Source organism: Ramlibacter algicola (assembly GCF_016641735.1).
Classification (GTDB): Bacteria; Pseudomonadota; Gammaproteobacteria; order Burkholderiales; family Burkholderiaceae_C; genus Ramlibacter; species Ramlibacter algicola.
Genome location: NZ_JAEDAO010000001.1, coordinates 1127362 through 1144293 on the forward strand (window position 1 = coordinate 1127362; position 16932 = coordinate 1144293).

15 protein-coding genes are annotated in these 16932 nt (G+C 68.6%); 7 read left to right on the forward strand and 8 right to left on the reverse strand.

Features of this window, described 5'->3' with window-relative positions:
* Positions 1 to 373: 373 nt before the first annotated feature.
* A complete protein-coding gene (gene mpl, locus I8E28_RS05515) occupies positions 374 to 1750 on the reverse strand; it encodes a UDP-N-acetylmuramate:L-alanyl-gamma-D-glutamyl-meso-diaminopimelate ligase (RefSeq protein ID WP_200786998.1) in 1377 nt (458 codons plus the stop codon).
* A gap of 82 nt (positions 1751 to 1832) precedes the next feature.
* Between mpl and I8E28_RS05520 the strand changes: the two genes are divergently transcribed.
* The 7 genes from I8E28_RS05520 (at position 1833) to I8E28_RS05550 (ending at position 7820) form a co-directional block, all read left to right on the forward strand.
* Positions 1833 to 2429 (forward strand): hypothetical protein, encoded by a 597-nt coding sequence (locus I8E28_RS05520; protein ID WP_200786999.1) that lies wholly within the window; start codon positions 1833 to 1835, stop codon positions 2427 to 2429.
* The gene (locus tag I8E28_RS05525; protein ID WP_200787000.1) at positions 2422 to 2973 is read left to right on the forward strand and encodes a TlpA family protein disulfide reductase; all 552 of its coding nucleotides are present in this window, start codon (positions 2422 to 2424) and stop codon (positions 2971 to 2973) included. Before I8E28_RS05520 ends, I8E28_RS05525 begins: the two co-directional genes overlap by 8 nt.
* 127 nt (positions 2974 to 3100) lie before the next feature.
* Positions 3101 to 3559, forward strand: a complete 459-nt coding sequence (gene accB, locus I8E28_RS05530) for an acetyl-CoA carboxylase biotin carboxyl carrier protein (protein ID WP_200787001.1) — start codon at positions 3101 to 3103, stop codon at positions 3557 to 3559.
* 19 nt (positions 3560 to 3578) lie between these two features.
* Positions 3579 to 4928: an acetyl-CoA carboxylase biotin carboxylase subunit gene (gene accC, locus I8E28_RS05535; protein WP_200787002.1), complete on the forward strand. Its 1350-nt coding sequence runs from the start codon at positions 3579 to 3581 to the stop codon at positions 4926 to 4928.
* Between the two features lie 7 nt (positions 4929 to 4935).
* A complete protein-coding gene (prmA, locus tag I8E28_RS05540; RefSeq protein ID WP_200787003.1) occupies positions 4936 to 5817 on the forward strand; it encodes a 50S ribosomal protein L11 methyltransferase in 882 nt (293 codons plus the stop codon).
* 37 nt (positions 5818 to 5854) lie between these two features.
* Positions 5855 to 6913, forward strand: coding sequence for a DUF3426 domain-containing protein (locus I8E28_RS05545; protein WP_200787004.1), 1059 nt, complete (start codon positions 5855 to 5857; stop codon positions 6911 to 6913).
* A 22-nt stretch (positions 6914 to 6935) separates the two neighbouring features.
* Positions 6936 to 7820, forward strand: a complete 885-nt coding sequence (locus tag I8E28_RS05550; protein WP_200787005.1) for a carbohydrate kinase family protein — start codon at positions 6936 to 6938, stop codon at positions 7818 to 7820.
* Positions 7821 to 7850: 30 nt separating this feature from the next.
* Here the strand turns inward: I8E28_RS05550 and I8E28_RS05555 are convergent, their stop codons facing one another.
* The 7 genes from I8E28_RS05555 to icmF all read right to left on the reverse strand — a co-directional run bounded on the left by I8E28_RS05555 (position 7851) and on the right by icmF (position 16873).
* The gene (locus I8E28_RS05555; RefSeq protein ID WP_200787006.1) at positions 7851 to 8624 is read right to left on the reverse strand and encodes an SDR family oxidoreductase; all 774 of its coding nucleotides are present in this window, start codon (positions 8622 to 8624) and stop codon (positions 7851 to 7853) included.
* 75 nt (positions 8625 to 8699) lie between these two features.
* Positions 8700 to 9641 (reverse strand): branched-chain amino acid ABC transporter permease, encoded by a 942-nt coding sequence (locus I8E28_RS05560; protein WP_200790307.1) that lies wholly within the window; start codon positions 9639 to 9641, stop codon positions 8700 to 8702.
* Positions 9642 to 9725: 84 nt separating this feature from the next.
* Positions 9726 to 10610, reverse strand: a complete 885-nt coding sequence (locus tag I8E28_RS05565; RefSeq protein WP_200787007.1) for a branched-chain amino acid ABC transporter permease — start codon at positions 10608 to 10610, stop codon at positions 9726 to 9728.
* Positions 10611 to 10678: 68 nt separating this feature from the next.
* A complete protein-coding gene (locus tag I8E28_RS05570; RefSeq protein ID WP_200787008.1) occupies positions 10679 to 11881 on the reverse strand; it encodes an ABC transporter substrate-binding protein in 1203 nt (400 codons plus the stop codon).
* A 34-nt stretch (positions 11882 to 11915) separates the two neighbouring features.
* Positions 11916 to 12623 carry an ABC transporter ATP-binding protein gene (locus tag I8E28_RS05575; protein WP_200787009.1) on the reverse strand — a complete coding sequence of 236 codons (708 nt, stop codon included), beginning with the start codon at positions 12621 to 12623 and terminating at the stop codon, positions 11916 to 11918.
* Positions 12624 to 12625: 2 nt separating this feature from the next.
* Positions 12626 to 13399, reverse strand: a complete 774-nt coding sequence (locus I8E28_RS05580; protein ID WP_200787010.1) for an ABC transporter ATP-binding protein — start codon at positions 13397 to 13399, stop codon at positions 12626 to 12628.
* Between the two features lie 180 nt (positions 13400 to 13579).
* Positions 13580 to 16873, reverse strand: coding sequence for a fused isobutyryl-CoA mutase/GTPase IcmF (gene icmF / locus I8E28_RS05585; RefSeq protein ID WP_200787011.1), 3294 nt, complete (start codon positions 16871 to 16873; stop codon positions 13580 to 13582).
* Positions 16874 to 16932 lie beyond the last annotated feature (59 nt).

Genomic DNA, 16932 nt, shown 5'->3' on the forward strand with positions numbered 1-16932 from the left:
GGTGCCTGCCGGGTCCGATTTTCGATGGTCGAGTGATGCGCGCGGGCGCGGGGCCTGGGCGCGACCAGCGGGAGCAAACCTCTTTAGCTGCCTACTGACTCGCGGGCCCTGTTTGAGCAGTGCGCGTCAGCGCACAGCGAGTTCGGACCGCGCGGCCCCGCGCCCGCCAAGCACAGCGCGACTGTTCGCAGAGGCGCTCGCGCCAGCGAGAGGCCGCGCAACGGAGAGACGGAGCATGAGGACCCGGCAGGCGCCGCCTGATGCGCTCGCCGGCTCGCGCGAGCAGGCACGGTGCAGGTACGAGCATGGATTCCGGCGTTCGCCGGAATGACGAAGGTCGGGAATGGGTCCCCGCCTTCGCGGACGACGGTCGTTAGCGCTTTGCCAGCGCCTCGAGCAACCGCTCGTGGATGCCGCCGAAGCCGCCGTTGCTCATGCAGACGACGTGATCGCCGGTGCGCGCGGCGGCAACGACCTGGCGCACGACCTCGTCGATGGTGTCGCCGACCTGCGCCTTGTCGCCCAGCGGCGCGAGCGCTTCGCGGGCGTCCCAGCCCAGGCCGCCGGAGTGGCAGAAGGACAGTTCGGCCTGCTCCAGGCTCCAGGGCAGCTGCGCCTTCATCGCGCCAAGCTTCATCGTGTTGCTGCGCGGCTCGAACACCGCGAGGATGCGGCCGCCGCCGGTGCCCAGCTTGCGTCGCAAACCATCGAGCGTGGTGCGGATCGCGGTGGGGTGGTGCGCGAAATCGTCGTAGACCTTCACGCCGCCGGACTCGCCGCGCAGCTCCATGCGGCGCCGCACGTTCTGGAACGAGCCGAGCGCTTCGGCGGCTTTCGCGGGCGACACGCCGACGTGATCCGCGGCCGCGATTGCAGCCAGGGCATTGAGCTGGTTGTGCGTGCCGCTCAGGTCCCAGGCCACGCGGCCGACGCGTTCGCCACGCTGCAGCACGTCGAACGTGCTTGGATCGCCCTCGGCGGTGAAGTCGCTGACGGCGGCGCCGAAGCTGCGCACCTCGCTCCAGCAGCCCTGGTGCAGCACGCGGTCCAGGCTCTCCTCGACGCCGTTGACCACGACGCGGCCGCTCGCAGGCACGGTGCGCACGAGGTGGTGGAACTGGCGCTCGATGGCGGCCAGGTCGTCGAAGATGTCCGCGTGGTCGAACTCGAGGTTGTTCAGGACCGCGGTGCGCGGGCGGTAGTGCACGAACTTGCTGCGCTTGTCGAAGAACGCGGTGTCGTACTCGTCGGCCTCGATGACGAAACACTTCCCGCTGCCCAGGCGCGCGGAGCGGCCGAAGTTCAGCGGCACGCCACCGACCAGGAAGCCCGGCTGCAGGCCGGCCTGCTCGAGCACCCAGGTGAGCATCGACGTGGTGGTGGTCTTGCCGTGGGTGCCGGCGACCGCCAGCACGTGGCGGCCCTGCAGCACGTGCTCGGCCAGCCATTGCGGACCGCTGGTGTAGCGCGCGCCGCTTTCGAGGATGGCTTCCATCAGCGGATACCGCGGGCGGCCATCGGGCTGCCGGGCCCGCGAAACCACGTTGCCGATCACCCAGACGTCGGGGTTGAACGCCATCTGGTCGGCGCCGTAGCCCTCCACCAGTTCGATGCCGAGCTCGCGCAGCTGGTCGCTCATCGGCGGGTAGACGCCGGCGTCGCAGCCGGTCACCTTGTGCCCGGCTTCGCGGGCCAGGGCCGCGACACCGCCCATGAACGTGCCGCAGATGCCCAGGATGTGGATGTGCATCGGTCGATTATCCGTGGCACTTTGCGGGCACCCACGCGGTCCGACGCCTGCGAACGACGCCGGGGGGCACAATGCCCGCGCGATGGAAGCAGTGCAGGCAGAGATCGCGGCGACAGCCGCGCGGATGGTGGTGGAGGAAGGCCTCGAGTACGGGCCGGCCAAGCGCCGCGCGGTCAAGCAACTGGGCTTGCCCACGCGCGCGGCGCTGCCCGACAACGACGCGGTCGAGGACGCCGTGCGCGAGTACATCGACCTGTTCTGCGCCGACACGCAGCCGGGCGAACTGCGCGCGCTGCGCGAACTGGCCCTGACCTGGATGGACCGGCTCGCCGAGTTCAGGCCGCACCTGGCCGGGGCCGTGTGGCACGGCACCGCGACGCGCCTGTCCGATATCTACCTGCAGCTGTTCTGCGACGACCCCAAGTCCGCCGAGATCGCGCTCATCGACCACGCTGTCGACTACGAGCCGCGCACGGTGACCGGCTTCAACGGCCAGCCGGTCGAAGCCCTGAGCATTTCCAGCCGCTGCCCCGGGCTGGGCGAAGATGTGGGGGTGCACCTCCTGATCCACGACCACGACGACCTGCGCGGCGCGCTCAAGCCCGATGCGAAGGGCCGCTCCCCACGCGGCGACCGGGCGTCCGTCGCCGCGCTGCTGGCGGAGGGCGGGGATGACTGACGTCGAAGCACCGAAGGACCCCGGCAAGCGGCGCGCGGCATTGACGGTTGGCGTCGGCGCGGTGGCGGCGCTCGCGGGCGCCGGCGCGGCGTGGTGGACGCTGCGTCCAGCCGGGTCCTCGCCGGCCGCGGTGCAGGCCTTGTGGCAGGCGTCCTTCGCGACTCCGACCGGTGGCACCGTGACGATGGAGTCCCTGCGCGGCAAGCGCCTGCTGGTCAACTTCTGGGCCACGTGGTGCCCGCCGTGCGTGGAGGAGATGCCACTTCTGGACCGCTTCGCCGGTGAACATGCCGCCAACGGCTGGCAAGTGCTGGGCTTGGCGATCGACCAACCAAGCGCGGTGCGGCAGTTCCTGGCCCGCACGCCGGTGCGCTACCCGATCGGCCTGGCCGGGCTGGAAGGCACCGAGCTGGCCAAATCGCTGGGCAACAGCGCGGGCGGCCTTCCGTTCACGGTCGTCCTGGACGCGGGCGGCAACGTGCGCGAGCGTAGAATGGGACGGTTGTCCGCGTCCGACCTGCAGGCCTGGGCCGGCGCCGCCTGAGGCGCCCCGCGCCTTTGCCACACTCTCCCGCGCTCCGCGGCATTCGCTGGAGATCGCGAAAGAAAAGCTGAGTTGGCTTCTTTTTGCGGTACATTCGCGAACTTTGTCACAGGACGCTGGAGTCTCCATGGACTTGCGCAAACTCAAGACGTTGATCGACCTGGTGTCGGAATCGAACGTCTCCGAACTCGAAATCACCGAAGCGGAAGGCAAGGTCCGGATCGTCAAGGGCGGCGGCGCCGTCGTGCAGCAGGCCGGCTCGGTCGCCGCACCGGCCCTCGCCCCGGCGGCCGCACCCGTTGCCGCCGCTGCTTCCGTCGCCGCGCCGGCACCCGTCGCGGAAGTGCCGGCCGGCCATGCCGTCAAGTCGCCGATGGTGGGCACGTTCTACCGTGCGTCCAGCCCGGGCGCAAAGTCGTTCGTGGAGATCGGCACCCAGGTGAAGGCCGGCGACACGGTCTGCATCATCGAGGCGATGAAGATCCTCAACGAGATCGAAGCCGACAAGGGCGGCACGGTCACCCAGATCCTGTGCGAGAACGGTCAGGCAGTGGAATACGGCCAGCCGCTGTTCATCATCGAGTGAACGCCCACTGACCGAACGCATGTTCAAGAAGATCCTGATCGCGAACCGCGGTGAAATCGCCCTGCGGATCCAGCGGGCCTGCCGCGAGCTGGGCATCAAGGCGGTGATGGTCTATTCCGAGGCCGACCGCGAAGCCAAGTACGTCAAGCTCGCCGAGGAAGCGGTGTGCATCGGCCCGGCGCCGTCGCCCCAGAGCTACCTCAACATGCCGGCCATCATCTCGGCGGCCGAAGTGACCGACGCCGAGGCCATCCACCCCGGCTACGGCTTCCTGTCCGAGAACGCGGACTTCGCCGAGCGGGTCGAGAAGAGCGGCTTCCAGTTCATCGGCCCGACGCCCGATTCGATCCGGATCATGGGCGACAAGGTCTCGGCCAAGCAGGCCATGATCAAGGCCGGCGTGCCCTGCGTGCCCGGCTCCGAAGGTGAACTGCCGGATGACCCCGCACTGATCCGGCGCACCGCGCGGGCAGTCGGCTACCCCGTGATCATCAAGGCGGCCGGCGGCGGCGGCGGCCGCGGCATGCGCGTCGTGCACACCGAGGCCGCCCTGGTCAACGCGGTGCAGATGACGAAGGCCGAGGCCGGTGCGGCGTTCGGCAATCCGGCGGTGTACATGGAGAAATTCCTCCAGAACCCGCGGCACATCGAGATCCAGGTGCTGGCCGACAAGCACCGCAATGCCGTGTACCTGGGCGAGCGCGACTGCTCGATGCAGCGGCGCCACCAGAAGATCATCGAGGAAGGCCCGGCGCCGGGCATCCCGCGCAAATTGATCGACAAGATCGGCGAGCGCTGCGCGGCGGCCTGCAAGAAGATCGGCTACCGCGGCGCGGGCACGTTCGAGTTCCTGTACGAGAACGGCGAGTTCTATTTCATCGAGATGAACACGCGCGTGCAGGTCGAGCACCCGGTCACCGAGCTGATCACGGGCGTCGACATCGTCAAGCAGCAGATCCTGGTGGCCGCCGGCGAGAAGCTGCCGTTCACGCAGCGCGACATCCAGATCCGCGGCCACGCCATCGAGTGCCGCATCAACGCCGAGAACGCGTACACGTTCGTGCCGTCGCCCGGCCGCATCACGCTCTGGCACCCGCCCGGCGGCCCCGGCGTGCGCGTCGACTCGCACGTCTACAACAACTACTTCGTGCCGCCCAACTACGACTCGATGATCGGCAAGATCATCGTGCACGGGGACACGCGCGAAGAGGCGCTGGCGCGCATGCGCACCGCGCTGCTCGAGACCGTCGTCGAAGGCATCCACACCAACATCCCGCTGCACCGCGAGCTGATGGTGGACGCCAAGTTCTGCGACGGCGGCACCAACATCCACTACCTCGAGCAGTGGATGTCGCAGCGCAAGCGCTAGGCCCCCGATGTTCGAGCTGCGCCTCCTCTGCGGCGAGGACCAGGTCGAGGCGGTCGGCGACGCGCTCGAAGCGCTGGACGCGCTCAGCGTCTCCGTCGAGGACGCGGACGCGCACACCGAGGCCGAGCAGGCGCTGTTCGGCGAGCCCGGCATGCCGCCGCCCAAGGAAGGCTGGCAGCGCTCGCGCGTGCTCGCGCTGTTCGCGCGGCAGGCGCAGGCCGAAGACGCCGCGCGCCTGCTCATCGCGCAGGACTTCTTCGAAGGCGGCCGGGTCCTCGGCATCGAGCAGGTGCCCGACCAGGACTGGGTGCGCCTGACGCAATCGCAGTTCGCGCCGGTCGAGATCACGCCCGAGTTCTGGATCGTGCCCACGTGGCACGAGCCGCCCGCCGCTGCGCGCGAAGTGATCCGGCTCGATCCCGGCCTGGCGTTCGGAACCGGCACGCACCCGACCACCCGCATGTGCCTGCGCTGGACCGCCAGGCGCTCGCTGGCCGGCCAGCGCGTGCTCGATTACGGCTGCGGCTCCGGCATCCTCGCGATCGGCGCGGCGAAGTTCGGCGCCGCCGTGGTCGACGCGGTCGACATCGACGAAGCGGCGGTGCGCGCGACGCAGGACAATGCGCAAGCCAACGGCGTCACGTTGCGCGTCGGCCTGCCCGAGCTGGCGCAGGGCGAGTACGACACGGTGCTGGCCAACATCCTGGCCACGCCGCTCAAGATGCTCGCACCGCTGCTGTGCGGGCACGTGAAGCCGGCTGGCTCGCTGGTGCTGGCCGGCATCCTCGAGCGCCAGGCCGACGAACTGAAGGCCGCGTATGCGCCGTACCTCCGGCTCGAAGTGTCAGACAGCGAGGACGGCTGGATCCTGATGACGGGATCACGCTAGGAGGCTGGCGCCGGCGGCCTTCTACAATCCCGGACCCATGAGCATGATCACCGGGTGCCCGGCCTGCGGCACCCTGTTCAGGGTGGTGCCCGACCAGCTGAAGATTTCGGACGGCTGGGTGCGGTGCGGCCACTGCTCGGAAGTCTTCGACGCCACCACGCACCTGCAGGCCGCGACCGAGGACGACTCTGCGCCCTTGGCGACGGACACGGAACCCCAGGCGTTGCCCGGACCGGCCGCCGCCAACGAGGCTGGCGATTCGATCGCGGACGCCGGCGCGCAGCAAGCTCCTGGCGCGCCCCCGCCCGCCGACGACTTCGCGGCATCGCTGCCGCCTGCTTTCGCCACGAGTGCGCATCCGCCCGCCGCGGCCGACGACGACAGCGAGCAAGCTTCGCCCGCCTTCCGCCCCTCGCAATCCCCGGCCGACGCGACGCGTCCCGCCGGCCTCGAGCACGAACCGGCCTATGCGGCGCAAGTCGATTCCGTCCTGTCCGAAGCGCGCGCTTCGCGTCCCTTCGTCGAGGAGGATGACGACGAGGAGCCACCGCGGCTGGACGATCCTGAACTGGACGGCGTCGGCTTCGTGGAGCAGGCGCGCCGCCAGCTGTTCTGGAAACGGCCGCTGGTGCGCGTGGCGCTGCTGCTGCTGGCCATCGGCCTCGCAGCCTTGCTGGCCGCGCAAGTCGCCGTGCACGACCGCGATCGCCTGGCCGTGCAGCACCCCGAATGGAAGCCGTGGCTGGAGCGCCTGTGCGAGGTCGCGCACTGCAAGCTCGGGCCGCCGCACCGCATCGACGCCCTCGTGATCGACAACAGCGCCTTCTCGCGCGTGCGCCAGGACATCTACCGCCTGAGCGTGACGCTGAAGAACCAGTCCACGCAACCCGTCGCCGTGCCGGCGGTGGAACTCACGCTGACCGACGGGCAGGACCAGCCCGTGCTGCGGCGCGTGCTCACGGCGCGCGAGCTGGGCGCCGCCGCCGACACGCTGGGGCCGTCGGCCGACTGGTCCACCTCGCTCACGCTGGCGGTCACGCCACCGGCGGGCGGCAACCGCATCGCCGGCTACCGCCTGCTCGCCTTCTATCCCTGACTTTCAATCCAACAGGACCCCCATGGCAGCCGTCATCTGCGGATCGCTCGCGTTCGACACCATCATGACTTTCGAGGGACGTTTCGCGCAGCAGATCCTGCCGGACCAGTTACACATCCTGAACGTCTCGTTCCTCGTGCCCGCCCTGCGCCGCGACTTCGGCGGCTGCGCCGGCAACATCGCGTACGCGCTCAGGCAACTCGGCGGCGAGCCCCTGCCGATGGCGACGCTGGGCAGCGATGGGGGCGAGTACCTGCAGCGTCTCGAGACGCTGGGCATCAGCACAGAGTTCGTGCGGCAGGTCGAAGGCACGTACACCGCGCAGGCGATGATCATGACGGACCTGGACAACAACCAGATCACCGCCTTCCACCCCGGCGCGATGATGCAGGCGCACGTCACGAAGGTCACTGCGCGTCCCGACATCCGCATCGGCATCGTCTCGCCCGACGGCCGTGACGCGATGGTGCAGCACGCGCACCAGTTCCAGGCCGCCGGCATCCCGTTCGTGTTCGACCCGGGCCAGGGCCTGCCGATGTTCAACGGCGAGGAACTGCGCGCCTTCATCTCGCAGGCGACCTGGGTCACGGTCAACGACTACGAAGGCAAGATGCTGTCCGAGCGCACGGGCCTCTCGGCGGCGGACATTTCGCGCCAGGTGCGCGGCGGCGTCGTCGTGACGCTGGGCGCCGAAGGTTGCGAGGTCTGGGTGGGCGGGCAGATGACGCACGTCGCGGGCGTCAAGGCCGCGGCCGTCGTCGATCCCACCGGCTGCGGCGACGCCTGGCGCGGCGCGCTGCTGCACGGGCTGGAGCAGGGCTGGGACCTGGTGCGCTGCGCCGAGCTGGGCAACAAGGTCGGGGCCGCGAAGGTGGCCTCGCGCGGCCCGCAGAACTGGACCCTCTGAGCCAGGCGCGCCGCCGATGCGGCGCGTCGGTCAGCCGCGGGCGAAGCTGACGCCGCCGTCGACCACGAGCGTCTCGCCGACGACGTAATCGCCCGAGCGCGCCGCCAGGAAGATCGCGGCGCCCGCCATGTCCTCGTCGGTGCCGATGCGCCCGGCCGGCACGCGCTGGCTCACTTCGTCGGCGTGGTCGCGCGCCTGCTTGTTCATCTCGGACGCGAACGGCCCGGGCGCGATGCCGCTGGCCACGATGTGGTCCTGCGCCAGGCGCAGCGCCATGCGCTTGGTCAGGTGGATCAGGCCCGCCTTGCTCGCCGCGTACGAGTAGGTCTCCCACGGGTTGACCGAGATGCCGTCGATCGACGCGATGTTGATCACCTTGGCGGGCCGCTGCGCGCTGGCCCCGGCCTTGAGCTGCGCGTGCAGCGCCTGGGTGAGGAAGAAGGGCGTCTTCATGTTCAGGTCGACGACCTTGTCCCAGCCCTTTTCGGGGAAGGTGTCGAACGGCTCGCCCCACGCGGCGCCGGCGTTGTTCACCAGGATGTCGAGCGCCTGCTCGCGCCGGCCGACCTCGGCGGCCAGCGCCTGGCAGGCTTCAACCGTCGACACGTCCGCCGGCAGCGGGATGCACTCGCCCAGCGACGACAGCTCGCGCGCGGTCTGTTCGCAGGCCTCGGCCTTGCGGGCGGTGATGTAGACGCGTTTCGCGCCGTGCTGCAGGAAGCCGGTGGCGATCATGCGGCCGATGCCGCGCGAACCGCCGGTGACCAGGGCCACGCGGCCCGCGAGGGAAAAGAGGTCTTGCATGCGCTGTCTCCAGGGTGGATGGCGGCAGCGTAGGCCAGGGCCGGCCGCCTGCCAATCACCTGGACGACAGGCTCTTCAGGACTTGCGGGCGCGACGGCGCTCGCGCCAGGCGAGCAGCTCGCCCACGATGCCCTTGCGGAACGCGAGCACGCACAGCACGAAGATGACGCCGATGATGACCGTCACCCACTCGCCGACCTTGTCGGCCAGCGTGTCCTGCAGGCCGATGACGATGCCGGCCCCGAGCACCGGGCCGAAGAAGGTGCCGACGCCGCCCAGCAGCGACATCAGGATGACCTCGCCGGACATGGACCAGTGCACGTCGGACAGCGTGGCGAACTTCATCACCAGCGTCTTCATCGAGCCGGCCAGGCCGGCCAGCGACGAGGACAGCACGAAGGCGAGCAGCTTGTAGCGGTCGACCTGGTAGCCCAGCGAGATGGCGCGCGGCTCGTTCTCGCGGATCATCTTGAGCACCTGGCCGAACGGCGAGGTGACGATGCGCAAGATGCCCAGGAAGCAGGCCAGGAACACCGCCAGCACGATGTAGTACATGACCGTATCGTCGACCAGCGGGAAGAGGCCGAACAGCTTGCCGCGGAACACGCCCTGGAGGCCGTCCTCGCCGCCCGTGAACGGGGCCTGCAGGCAGAGGAAGAAGACCATCTGCGACAGCGCCAGCGTGATCATGGCGAAGTAGATGCCCTGCCGGCGGATGGCCACCAGGCCGAAGACGAGGCCCAGCAGGCCCGCGGCGACGACGCCGGCCAGTACGCCGAGTTCGGGGGTCCAGCCCTGCGCCTTCACGAACCAGCCCGTGACGTACGCGGCGAAGCCGAAGAACGCGGCATGGCCGAACGACAGCAGCCCGGTGAACCCGAGCAGCAGGTTGAACGCGCAGGCGAACAGCGCGAAGCAAAGCAGCTTCATCACGAAGACCGGGTACAGCCCGATCATCGGCGCGACGAGCGCCAGCACCAGCAGCGCCAGGTAGGTCAGGCGCACGGCCTTGCCCATGCCGCCGCCGTGCACATCGGCCGCGGCGGTGGGCGTGTCGGCGGCGAGGTCGCCGACGGGTGAAACGTTGGAAGGCGTGGACATTCAGGCTTCCTTGCCGAACAGGCCGGCCGGCCGCAGCATGAGGACGATCGCCATGATGACGAAGACGACGATGTTGGACGCTTCCGGATAGAAGACGCGGGTGAAGCCCTCGACGACGCCCAGGCCCAGGCCGGTGATGACCGAGCCCAGGATGGAGCCCATGCCGCCGATCACGACCACCGCGAACACCACGATGATCAGGTTGGAGCCCATGAGCGGCGTCACCTGGATCACGGGCGCGGCGAGCACGCCAGCTAGGCCGGCGAGGGCGGCCCCAGCGCCATAGGTGAGGCTCACCATCAGCGGCACGTTGACCCCGAATGCCTGCACGAGCTTGGCGTTCTCGGTGCCGGCGCGCAGGTAGGCGCCCAGCCGCGTGCGCTCGATGACGTACCACGTCACCAGGCAGATGGCGATGGAGGCGAAGATGACCCAGGCCCGGTAGTTCGGGAGGATCATGAAGCCGAGATTGGTGGCGCCCTCCAGCAGCTCGGGCACCGCATAGGACTGGCCGGACACGCCGTACTGGCGGCGGAACACGCCCTCGAGGATGAGGGACAGGCCGAAGGTCAGCAGCAGGCCGTACAACGGGTCCAGCCCGTACAGCCGCTTGAGGAACAGGCGCTCGACGATCACGCCGAGCACGCCGACGAGCAGGGGCGCCAGCAGCAGCGCCCACCAGTAATTGACGCCCCAGCTGTCAAGCATGATCCAGGCCGCGAAGGCCCCGACCATGTACAGCGCCCCGTGCGCGAAGTTCACGATGTCCAGCAGGCCGAAGATGACCGCCAGCCCGAGGCTGAGCATCGCGTAGAAGGCGCCGTTGACCAGGCCCAGCATCAGCTGGCCGAGGAAGGCCTGGTGGGGAATGCCGAAGATTTCCATTGGGGGCGTGTGTTGCTCGTGCGGTGGGCGGGGATGCCGCCCACCGCGGTTTCAGGCTCGCGCCTGGATCACTTCTTCAGCAGCGTGCACTTGGACTCGGCGGGCGTCGTGAACGCCTGGTCGCCGGGCACCTTGGCCACGAGCTTGTAGTAGTCCCAAGGGGTGTTGGAGTCCTTGGCCGCCTTGACCTGGAACAGGTACATGTCGTGCATCATCCGGCCGTCGGCGCGAACCGTCGCGTTCTTGTGATAGAAGTCGTTGTACTTCATCGAACGCAGTTCGCCGTTCACCTTGTCGGCGTCCGTGGTGCCGACCTTCTGCACTGCCTTCAGGTAGTTCATGGTCGCCGAGTAGTCGGCAGCCTGCAGGCTGGACGGCATGCGCTTGAACTTGTCGAAGAAGCGCTTGGCGAACTTGCGCGACTCGTCGTCCTGGTTCCAGTACCAGCTGTCGGCGACCTGCAGGCCCTCGGCGTTCTTGACGCCCACGGAGTGCACGTCGTTGATGAACACCAGGAGGCCGGCCACCTTCATCTGCTTGGTGATGCCGAACTCCTTGGCGGCCTTCATCGCGTTGACGAAGTCGCCGCCGGCGTTGGCCATGGCCAGGATGTCGGCCTTGGAGCCTTGCGCCTGCAGCAGGAAGGACGAGAAGTCCGAGGCGTTCAGCGGGTGCTTGACCGAGCCGACGACCGTGCCGCCGTTGGCCTTGACCACGTTGGTGGCGTCCGCTTCCAGCGAGTGGCCGAAGGCGTAGTCGGCGGTCAGGAAGTACCACTTCTTGGCGCCGGCCTTGACCAGGGCGCTGCCGCCCACCTTCGCCAGCGCGACGGTGTCGTAGGCGTAGTGGATGGTGTAGGGCGAGCAGTCCTCGTTGGTCAGGCGCGCGGAGCCGGCACCGATGGAGATGAAGGGACGCTTCTTCTCCTTGGTGACGCCGGCCATCGCCAGGTTGGTGCCCGAGCTGGTGCCGCCGATCAGCATGGCCAGGTTCTGGCTGTCGATCCACTCGCGCGCCTTGGATGCGGCGACGTCGGCCTTGTTCTGGTGGTCGGCCGTCAGCACCTCGATCGGGCGGTTCAGCACCTTGCCGCCGAAGTCCTGCACCGCCCACTTGACCATCTCGGCGCCCGCGGGGCCGTCGATGTCGGCGTACAGGCTGGACATGTCGGTGATGAAGCCGATGCGGACGGGACCCGCGTTGTTCTGCGCCGTGGCGGCATAGCTGCCCAGGCCCAGGGCCATCGCAGCGACTAGCGTCTTGATCTTCATGAACGTCTCCTTGGTGGAAAAAATCCGGCGCCGCCTAGACGCCGAGGTACTCCTGCAGCATGGACATGTTGTCCTGCAGCTGGTGTTGGGCGAATTCGCGCACAATCTTGCCGTGCTCCATCACGTAGAAGCGGTCGGCCAGCGGCGCGGCGAACCGGAAGTTCTGCTCGACGAGCACGATCGTGTAGCCCTTGGCCTTGAGCGTGCGGATCATCTCCGCGAGCTTCTGCACGATGACGGGGGCGAGGCCTTCCGAGATCTCGTCCAGCAGCAGCAGCCGCGCGCCGGTGCGCAGGATGCGCGCCACGGCCAGCATCTGCTGCTCGCCGCCGGACAGCCGGGTGCCGGGGCTGGAGGCGCGTTCCTTGAGGTTGGGGAACATGCCGTAGATCTCGTCGATGCCCATGCCGCCGGCGGCCACGCTGGGCGGCAGCATCAGGTTCTCTTCGGCCGACAGGCTGGCGAAGATGCCGCGTTCCTCGGGGCAGTAGCCCACGCCGAGGCGAGCCACCTTGTGCGCCGCCAGCGAGATGGCTTCCTTGCCGGCGATGCGGATCGATCCGGTGCGCTTGCCGGTCAGGCCGACGATGGCGCGCATGGTGGTGGTGCGGCCGGCGCCATTGCGGCCCAGCAGCGCGACCACTTCGCCTTCGCCCACGTGCATGTTGACGCCGTGCAGCACGTGCGACTCGCCGTACCAGGCGTTGAGGTTCTCGATGCGCAGGGTTTCGTTGGTAGCCATGATCAGTGGGCGCCCTGCAATTCGGCGTCCGTGGCACCCATGTAGGCTTCGATCACCTGGGGGTTCTTCGAGACTTCCGAATACGGGCCGTCGGCGATCACCGCACCGCGCTGGAGCACGGTGATGCGGTCGGCGATGGACGAGACGACGTTCATGTTGTGCTCGACCATCAGGATGGTGCGGCCGGCCGACACCTTCTTGATCAGCTCGGTGACGCGGTGCACGTCCTCGTGCCCCATGCCCTGCGTGGGCTCGTCCAGCAGCATCAGGTCCGGCTCCAGCGCCATGGTGGTCGCCAGCTCGAGCGCGCGCTTGCGGCCGTAGGGCAGGTTGACGGTCAGTTCCTGCGCGAAGTCCTGCAGGTCGACGTCGCGCAGCAGCTGCATCGCACGGTCGTGCAGGTGGAACAGCGACTTTTCCGGCTTCCAGAAGTGGAACGACGTGCCCAGGTTGCGCTGCAGGGCGGCGCGGACGTTCTCCAGCACCGTCATGTGCGGGAACACGGCCGAGATCTGGAACGAGCGCACGATGCCGCGGCGCGCGGTCTGCGCCGGCTTCTCGTTCGTGATGTCCTGGCCCTGGTAGGTGATCGTGCCGCGGGTGGGCGGCAGGAACTTGGTCAGCAGGTTGAAGAAGGTCGTCTTGCCGGCCCCGTTGGGGCCGATCAGCGCATGGATGTCGCCACGCCGCACCGTGAGGTCGACGTTGTTGACGGCGACGAAGCCCTTGAACTCCTTCGTGAGTCCACGGGTCTCGAGGATGATCTCAGCGGACAAGGCGCGCGCACTCCTTCTTGGCATGCGCTCGGGCACGCCGGAACCCGCGATCCTAGGAACCCGTGCTGCACTGCGGAACGGGGGAACCCCCTAGGTAGTTCTGCGTGGCGATCCCCGCGCGCCCCGGCGCGTGGCTGTCCGGGGGCTGACGGCAGGCAGGCAGAGCTGCCCGGCGCCGCGTCACATATTGCGGCGGTACTGCCCGCCCACCTCGAACAGGGCGCTGGTGATCTGGCCCAGCGAGCACACCCGCACCGCGTCCATCAGCACGTCGAACACGTTGCGGTTCTCGATGACGGCGTCCTTGAGGCGCTGCAGCATGGCCGGTGCCTCGGCGGCATGGCTGGCGTGGAAGTCCTGCAGGCGGCGCAGCTGGCCCTGCTTCTCCTCCTCGGTCGAGCGCGCCAGCTCGAGCTTCTCGGGGATCGGGTCGCCGTGCGGGTTGCGGAAGGTGTTGACGCCGATGATCGGCAGCTCGCCCGTGTGCTTGAGCATCTCGTAGCCCATCGACTCGTCCTGGATGCGGCCGCGCTGGTAGCCGGTCTCCATGGCGCCGAGCACACCGCCGCGCTCGGAAATGCGCTCGAACTCGGCCAGCACCGCCTCTTCCACCAGTTCCGTGAGCTCGTCGATGATGAAGGCGCCCTGGTTCGGATTCTCGTTCTTCGCCAGGCCCCACTCGCGGTTGATGATGAGCTGGATGGCCATCGCACGGCGCACGCTGTCCTCGGTCGGCGTCGTGATCGCCTCGTCGAACGCGTTGGTGTGCAGCGAGTTGCAGTTGTCGTAGATCGCGATCAGCGCCTGCAGCGTCGTGCGGATGTCGTTGAACTGGATCTCCTGCGCGTGCAGCGAGCGGCCGGACGTCTGGATGTGGTACTTGAGCTTCTGGCTGCGCTCGTTGGCGCCGTACTTCTCCTTCATCGCCACCGCCCAGATGCGGCGCGCCACCCGGCCCATCACCGTGTACTCCGGGTCCATGCCGTTGGAGAAGAAGAACGACAGGTTGGGCGCGAAGTCGTCGATGTGCATCCCGCGCGCGAGATAGGCCTCGACGAAGGTGAACCCGTTGGACAGCGTGAACGCCAGCTGCGAGATCGGGTTGGCCCCCGCCTCGGCGATGTGGTACCCGGAGATCGACACCGAATAGAAGTTGCGCACGTTGTGGTGGACGAAGTACTCCTGGATGTCGCCCATCACCTTCAGCGAGAACTCGGTCGAGAAGATACAGGTGTTCTGGCCCTGGTCTTCCTTCAGGATGTCCGCCTGCACCGTGCCGCGCACGTTGGCCAGCACCCATTCGCGCACCTTGGCGGCTTCGGTGGGCGTCGGCTCGCGGCCGTTGTCGGCCTTGAACTTCTCCAGCTGCTGGTCGATGGCGGTGTTCATGAACATCGCCAGGATCGACGGCGCCGGGCCGTTGATCGTCATCGACACCGAGGTGCTCGGGTTGCACAGGTCGAAGCCCGAGTACAGCACCTTCATGTCGTCCAGCGTCGCGATGGACACGCCGGAGTTGCCGACCTTGCCGTAGATGTCGGGGCGCAGGTCCGGCTCGTTGCCGTACAGCGTGACCGAGTCGAACGCCGTCGACAACCGCTTGGCCGGCATGCCCTCGGACAGCAGCTTGAAGCGGCGGTTGGTGCGGAACGGATCGCCTTCGCCCGCGAACATGCGGGTGGGGTCCTCGTTCTCGCGCTTGAAGGCGAACACGCCGGCCGTGTACGGGAAGCTGCCCGGCACGTTCTCCAGCATCAGCCACTGCAGGATCTCGCCGTGGTCCTCGTACTGCGGCAGCGACACCTTGCGCACCGTGGTGCCCGAGAGCGTCTTGGTCGTGAGGGCGGTGCGGATTTCCCTGTCGCGGATCTTCACGACGTACTCGTCGCCCGCGTACGCCTTGCGCATGTCAGGCCACTGCTGCAGCAGGTGCAGCGCGTCGCGGTCCATCTGCGCCTTGCGCTTGCCGGCCAGGTCGAGCGCGGCCTCGGCGGCCGGCGCGCGATCGGGCTTGTCGATCTTGAGCATGCGCGCGGCGGCCTGCAGCTGCTGGATCTCGCGGGCCAGCTTCGCCTGCTCGCGGGCGCGCTTCTTGTAGCCGCGTACCGTTTCGCTGATCTCGGCCAGGTAGCGCGCCCGCGCGGGCGGCACGACGGGCGTCTGGTTGGTGCTGTGGCGCACGCTGGCCGCCGGCAGCCGGCCGCCTTCCAGGGCGAGTCCGAGCGCCTGCAGGCGCGGCTTCAGCGCCTGGTATAGGGCGGTGACACCGTCGTCGTTGAAGCGCGCGGCCATGGTGCCGAACACCGGCATCTCCTCCGGCCGCTTGCCGAACGCCTCGCGGTTGCGCTGGACCTGCTTGGCGACGTCGCGCAGCGCGTCAGCGGCGCCCTTGCGGTCGAACTTGTTGATCGCGACGAACTCGGCGAAGTCGAGCATGTCGATCTTCTCGAGCTGGCTGGCGGCACCGAACTCCGGCGTCATGACGTACATCGGCACGTCCACGAGCGGCACGATGGCGGCGTCGCCCTGGCCGATGCCCGACGTCTCGACGACGACCAGGTCGAAGCCCGCGGCCTTGCAGGCGGCGATGACGTCCGGCAGCGCCTTCGAGATTTCGCTGCCGAAGTCGCGCGTCGCGAGCGAGCGCATGAAGACGCGCGGGCCCTGCTGCCAGGGGCCGATGGCGTTCATGCGGATGCGGTCGCCCAGCAGCGCGCCGCCGCTCTTGCGGCGCGACGGGTCGATGGAGATCACGGCCACGTGCAGGCGATCGTCCTGGTCCAGGCGGATGCGGCGGATCAGTTCGTCGGTCAGCGAGGACTTGCCGGCCCCGCCGGTGCCCGTGATGCCCACCACCGGCACCTTGCGCGAGGTCGCGCGTTGGCGCAGCTGCCGCACCAGCGCGTCGGGCGCGGAGCCGTTCTCCAGCGCCGTGATCAGCTGGGACAGGGCGCGCCAGTTCGCGTCGGCATGGCCTTCGATGGCGGCCGGGTCCTTCGGCGCGAGCGTGCTCAGGTCCTTGTCGCAGCGCATCACCATCTCGCCGATCATTCCCTGCAGGCCCATGCGCTGGCCGTCCTCGGGGCTGTAGATGCGGGTGACGCCGTAGTCGTGCAGCTCGCGGATTTCGGCCGGCACGATCACGCCGCCGCCGCCGCCGAAGACCTGGATGTGCTCGCCGCCGCGCTTGCGCAGCAGGTCGACCATGTACTTGAAGTACTCGACGTGGCCGCCCTGGTAGGAGCTCACGGCGATTCCCTGCACGTCTTCCTGCAGGGCGGCGGTCACGACTTCGTCGACGCTGCGGTTGTGGCCGAGGTGGATCACCTCGGCGCCCATGCCCTGCAGGATGCGCCGCATGATATTGATGGCCGCGTCGTGGCCGTCGAACAGGCTCGCCGCGGTGACGAAGCGCACCTTGTGCGTGGGACGGTACTCGGCGAGCGCCTTGAACTCGGCGGACAGGTCGGTCATTGGGGTGTCTTTCGGGGGCGCGCACGCGGCGGCGCGCAGGGGAGGTCGGCGGCCGCCAG

Excerpts from the sequence above, each read along its gene's own strand:
- accB (WP_200787001.1), top strand. The coding sequence starts at position 3,101 with ATGGACTTGCGCAAACTCAAGACGTTGATCGACCTGGTGTCGGAATCG.
- I8E28_RS05570 (WP_200787008.1), bottom strand. The coding sequence starts at position 11,881 with ATGAAGATCAAGACGCTAGTCGCTGCGATGGCCCTGGGCCTGGGCAGC.
- icmF (WP_200787011.1), bottom strand. The coding sequence starts at position 16,873 with ATGACCGACCTGTCCGCCGAGTTCAAGGCGCTCGCCGAGTACCGTCCC.
- I8E28_RS05565 (WP_200787007.1), bottom strand. The coding sequence starts at position 10,610 with ATGGAAATCTTCGGCATTCCCCACCAGGCCTTCCTCGGCCAGCTGATG.
- I8E28_RS05550 (WP_200787005.1), top strand. The coding sequence starts at position 6,936 with ATGGCAGCCGTCATCTGCGGATCGCTCGCGTTCGACACCATCATGACT.
- prmA (WP_200787003.1), top strand. The coding sequence starts at position 4,936 with ATGTTCGAGCTGCGCCTCCTCTGCGGCGAGGACCAGGTCGAGGCGGTC.
- accC (WP_200787002.1), top strand. The coding sequence starts at position 3,579 with ATGTTCAAGAAGATCCTGATCGCGAACCGCGGTGAAATCGCCCTGCGG.
- I8E28_RS05555 (WP_200787006.1), bottom strand. The coding sequence starts at position 8,624 with ATGCAAGACCTCTTTTCCCTCGCGGGCCGCGTGGCCCTGGTCACCGGC.
- I8E28_RS05545 (WP_200787004.1), top strand. The coding sequence starts at position 5,855 with ATGAGCATGATCACCGGGTGCCCGGCCTGCGGCACCCTGTTCAGGGTG.
- I8E28_RS05525 (WP_200787000.1), top strand. The coding sequence starts at position 2,422 with ATGACTGACGTCGAAGCACCGAAGGACCCCGGCAAGCGGCGCGCGGCA.
- I8E28_RS05575 (WP_200787009.1), bottom strand. The coding sequence starts at position 12,623 with ATGGCTACCAACGAAACCCTGCGCATCGAGAACCTCAACGCCTGGTAC.
- I8E28_RS05520 (WP_200786999.1), top strand. The coding sequence starts at position 1,833 with ATGGAAGCAGTGCAGGCAGAGATCGCGGCGACAGCCGCGCGGATGGTG.
- mpl (WP_200786998.1), bottom strand. The coding sequence starts at position 1,750 with ATGCACATCCACATCCTGGGCATCTGCGGCACGTTCATGGGCGGTGTC.
- I8E28_RS05560 (WP_200790307.1), bottom strand. The coding sequence starts at position 9,641 with ATGGGCAAGGCCGTGCGCCTGACCTACCTGGCGCTGCTGGTGCTGGCG.